Below are 4781 nucleotides of genomic sequence, written 5' to 3'. Positions count from 1 at the left end.
ATGGGACTGCGCGAATCACCTTGCAGGACAAGACGGATACTGCAGTGCGAGATAGCTTCTGCAGACAGCGGACAGATACACTGACGAAAGAGGACAACCGATGAGCAACCCCTTCGACAACGAGGACGGCCAGTTCCTGGTGCTGGTCAACGACGAGGGCCAGCACTCGCTGTGGCCGGTGTTCGCCGACGTGCCGGCGGGCTGGACCACCGTGCACGGCCCGGCCGCCCGTCCGAACTGTGTCGAGTACGTCGAGACCAACTGGACCGACATGCGCCCCAAGAGCCTGATCGCCGCCATGGCGGGAGATCCGGTGTAGGAGACGTCCTACGCCCGTCACCGGCCCCGAAGCACTCCCTATGCTTCGGGGCCGGTCGCGTTCTGCGGCCGGTTTCGGGCCGGGGACTACCGTGGGATCCGACGCGAGGACGGAGACCACCATGCACACGCAGTTCGACCACGTGGCGCGAGAGCTGTCCGGGGTGGTCGAGGGCGAGGTTCTCTTCGACGCCACATCCCGTGCTCTCTACAGCGCCGACGCCTCGAACTACCGGAAGGTGCCAGCGGGGGTCGTGCTGCCGCGCAACGACTCCGACATCGCCGCCGTGCTGTCGGTCTGCGGCGACCACGACGTGCCGGTGACGATGCGCGGCGGCGGCACCAGCATCGCGGGCAACTCGATCGGCCCCGGTGTCGTGCTCGACACCTCCCGGTACATGAACGCCGTCCTCGACATCGATCGGCGGGCGCGGACGACGACCGTGCAGCCCGGCGTGGTGGCCGGTCATCTGGCCGACGCGCTGGCTCCGCACGGGCTGATCTTCGCGCCCGACCCGTCGACGGTGCGGCGCGCGACGATCGGCGGCATGATCGGCAACAACGCCTGCGGCTCGCACTCGGTCGCCTGGGGCAAGACGTCGGAGAACGTGCGCGAGCTGGACGTGCTGCTCGCCGACGGCACCCGGCTGACCGTCGGCCCGACCACGCCGCAGGAGTTGTCGGCCGTGTGCGCCCGGCCCGGGCGCGTCGCTGAGATCCATCGGGAACTCGGACGTTTGGCCGACGACAACCTGGCCCCGCTGCGCACCGAGCTCGGCCGCTTCGGCCGGCAGGTCAGCGGCTACGGCCTGCACGAGTTGCTCCCCGAGCACGGCCGGAACCTCGCCCGTGCACTCGTCGGCTCGGAGGGCACCTGCGCGGTGGTGCTGTCGGCGACGCTGCAGCTGATCGAACCGCCCGCGCAGCGGGTGCTGCTGGTCGTCGGCTTCCCTGACGACGTCGCCGCGGCCGCCGCGGTCCCGCAGATCCTCACCCACGCGCCGCTGACCGTGGAGGGGATGGGCCGCGCGCTCATCGCCGGACTGCACCCGCACGGCGACACCGCCGCGGCGATCGGCCGCCTCCCCGACGGTGCGGCCTGGCTGTTCATCGAGACCGGCGGCGGCTCCGTCGCCGAGGCCGTGGACCGCGCGAGGCGGATCGCGGCCGACCTGCCCGGAGCGCCCTGTGAGGTGTTCACCGATCCGCGGGCCCGGCGCGCGCTGTGGACATTGCGCGCCGACGGGTCCGGACTGGCCACCCGCGGGCCCGGAGGCGTCCCCGCCTACCCGGGTTGGGAGGACTCGGCCGTCCCACCCGACCGCTTGGCCGGCTATCTTGCCGGACTACGGGAACTGCTGGGGCAGTACGGTTTCGATGGGGTCCCGTACGGGCACTTCGGTGAGGGTTGCGTGCACATCCGGATCGACGCGCCACTCACCTCGCAGCCGGGGACTTCCCGCTACCGCGCGTTCCTCGAGGACGCAACCGATCTCGTCGTCGCGTACGGCGGCTGCCCGTCCGGCGAACACGGCGACGGCCGCGCCCGTTCCGCGCTGCTCGGCCGGGTGTACTCGCCGCGGATGATCGAGCTGTTCGGGCGATTCAAGGCGATCTGGGACCCGGCGAACATGCTCAACCCGGGGATCATGGTCGACCCCGTTCCGGTGGAGGCGGACGTGCGCTGGCTCGACCTGCCCGACCCGACGGCGCCGACCGAGTTCGACTATCCCGGAGAGACGTTCGCGGGAGCGGTGAGCCGCTGCGTCGGCGTCGGCAAGTGCCGGGTCGAGCACGGCACCGCGATGTGCCCGAGCTACCAGGTCACCCGCGACGAGTTGCACTCCACCCGCGGCCGGGCGCGGATGCTGTTCGAGATGCTGCGCGGCGAGGTGATCGAGGACGGCTGGCGCTCCACCGAGGTGCTCGGCGCCCTGGACCTGTGTCTGAGCTGCAAGGCGTGCAAGAGCGACTGCCCCGTCGACGTCGACATGGCCACCTACAAGTCCGAGTTCCTCGCACACCACTACCGGGGCCGGCTGCGACCGCGCTCGCATTACGCGCTGGGCTGGCTGCCACTGTGGTTGCGGGTCGCCGGCGTCGCGCCGGGCATGGTGAACGCGCTTGCGGCGCGGGAACTCCCGGCGCGGATCGCGAAGCGGGCGGCCGGTGTCGATGCGCGCCGCGACCTGCCGGTGCTGGCGTCTCGGGCCGGGCGCGCACCGCTGCGCACGCGCGAGAGCAGCGGTCCGACGCCGCGCGGGGACGTGCTGCTGTGGCCGGACACGTTCACGACCTACCTGGACCCCGACATCGCTGTCGACGCCGCCGCGGTCCTGCGCGCGGCCGGATACCGTGTGCTGCGACCGCGCGGTCGGGTGTGTTGCGGGCTCACCGCGATCACCACCGGACAGCTCGGCCTGGCCAAACGGGTCGCTCGACACAGCCTGCGGGTGCTGGCGCCGCACTTGGCGGCCGGCACACCGATAGTCGGGCTCGAACCCAGCTGCACCGAGGCGTTGCGCCACGACCTGTCCCGACTGCTGCCCGGCGACGACCGGACCCGGTGCCTGGCCGACACCACCTTCACCTTCGCGGAATTGCTGGCCGACCACACGCCCGGCTGGGAGCCGCCGCGGGTCGACGCCGCCGCCGTCGTCCAGACGCACTGCCACCAGCTGTCGGAGAGCGGCGACGACGCCGACCGGCGGCTCGAGCGGCTCGCCGGGATCGACCGGGTGGAGATTGCGCCGGGGTGCTGCGGCCTGGCCGGGAACTTCGGCTTCGAGCAGGGGCATTACGAGGTGTCGATCGCCGTGGGCGAGCAGAATCTGCTGCCCGCCGTGCGGGCACTGCCCGACGATGCGCTGGTGATCGCCGACGGGTTCAGCTGCCGCACCCAGGTGGCCGGCGGCACCGATCGCCGGGCTCGGCACCTGGCGCAGGTGCTCGCCGAGCGGCTCTGATCCGGTCGGGCCGCGATCCGGGCAGGCAGTGCTCCGGGTCAGCGGGCCCGTGCTAGCGCCGGCCGTACCAGGGTGAGCAGCAGGTGCCGGAGCATCGCCACGAACACGAGCAGCCACGCGGCGAACGCCACCCACGACCCGATCTCGCCGATGCGGCGCACGATCGGCAGGTGGTCGGCCTCGCCGAGATAATGCCCGGCGACGCCGTACATGCCGAGCGGGAAGATGATGCTCCACAGTGTCGCGTCGTACCTCAGCGGCAGCTTGTGGACGACGTGGCGCCACCAGCCGGCCGCGATCAGCACCGGGATCAGCCAGGTGCCGAAGGCCCAGAACATCACCGACGCGCCGGCGATCAGGCCGCGGGTCGCATTGACCATCGGGGCGTCGGCCATCTGCACGATGCGGGCACCGGCCAGCACCGTGATCGCGGTCGCGCCCATCGACACCCAGTACGCGGGGATCAGGTCGGCCGGGCGTAGCCGGTAGAGCATCAACCGGGCGGCGACCAGCACCGCGGCGGTGGGGTAGAGGAACGATCCGACGGCCCAGGAGAAGACGGCAAGCAGCGCGAGCTCGCGGCGCCCGAGCCCCTCGCCTGGCTGCAGCGCCGCGGCCAGCACCGCCACGGACTGGCTGGCGACCACCCACACGAACCAGGTTCCGTTGGCGCCGGGCAGGGTCGGGCGGATCGACGGGTTCAGCACCGCGGTCCACGGCACGATGTAGCCGAGCGCGAACCAGCTGATCGATCCGATGATCAGGGCGACGATGGCGACCGGACGCCAGCCCTCGAGCGTGCAGCGGGTGCCCAGCACGCAGGTCGCCGCGACGAAGGTGAAGAAGCCGAAGCCGCGACGGGGGTCGCGGAAGTCGGCGATGAACAGATCCCGGTAGCGGAGGATGCGCCACGCGGTCAGCACCACCAGCACCACCCAGGCGGCCGCCGCGACGGCGAAGAGCGCCCACGACAGTGCCGTGTGGCCCTTGGTGTGCATGGCGATCGAGATGATCCCGCTCGCCATCACCAGCGCGAAGTAGCCGGGGTTGAGGGTGGAGACCGCCTCGCGGATCGTTCCCGCGGACGGCCCCACCTCAGACCTTCACGACGGTGAGCAGAAAGGAGGAGTCCTCCAGCGCCTCGACGCTGTGCCGCGCCGGCGGCACCACCAGCAGGTCGCCGGTGCGGCCTTCCCAGGAATCCTCGCCCGCGCGCAACACGATCCGGCCGGAGAGCACCAGCACCGTCGCTTCGCCGGGGCTGTCGTGCTCGCCGAGCGAACTCGCGGCGTCGAGCGTGATCAGGGTCTGGCGCAGCGCCTTCTCGTGTCCGCCGATGACCGTGCGGGACGCCAGTCCGCGGGAGTTCCCCTCGGCCCGGCCGCGCAGTTCACGAGTGAGCGCATCGAGCGAGATCTTGTTCATGGACACAGCCTTTCACCCGGTGTGCCGGCAAGACCAGCGAATGTGGCAATCGTCCTACGACGAAGGGTCGTA

General features: G+C 71.3%; 4 protein-coding genes. 2 read left to right on the top strand and 2 right to left on the bottom strand.

The features are described 5' to 3' along the window. Positions 1-100: 100 nt before the first annotated feature. On the top strand, positions 101-319 hold the full coding sequence (locus G4X40_RS01865; RefSeq protein WP_277829773.1) for an MbtH family protein: 219 nt from the start codon (positions 101-103) through the stop codon (positions 317-319). Positions 320-440: 121 nt separating this feature from the next. Beyond that, entirely contained in the window at positions 441-3284 is a 2844-nt protein-coding gene (locus tag G4X40_RS01860) for an FAD-binding and (Fe-S)-binding domain-containing protein (protein WP_277829772.1), read from the top strand. A gap of 38 nt (positions 3285-3322) precedes the next feature. On the opposite strand, the gene G4X40_RS01855 is transcribed toward G4X40_RS01860, so the two are convergent. Continuing rightward, on the bottom strand, positions 3323-4378 hold the full coding sequence (locus G4X40_RS01855; protein WP_277829770.1) for a tellurite resistance/C4-dicarboxylate transporter family protein: 1056 nt from the start codon (positions 4376-4378) through the stop codon (positions 3323-3325). A 1-nt stretch (position 4379) separates the two neighbouring features. Further along, positions 4380-4709 carry a cupin domain-containing protein gene (locus G4X40_RS01850; RefSeq protein WP_277829769.1) on the bottom strand — a complete coding sequence of 110 codons (330 nt, stop codon included), beginning with the start codon at positions 4707-4709 and terminating at the stop codon, positions 4380-4382. Positions 4710-4781 lie beyond the last annotated feature (72 nt).

The organism is Speluncibacter jeojiensis (assembly GCF_029589495.1).
Lineage (GTDB): Bacteria > Actinomycetota > Actinomycetes > Mycobacteriales > Mycobacteriaceae > Speluncibacter > Speluncibacter jeojiensis.
The sequence above is the reverse complement of the archived record's forward strand: the minus strand, read 5'-3'. Positions and strand labels throughout refer to the sequence as shown.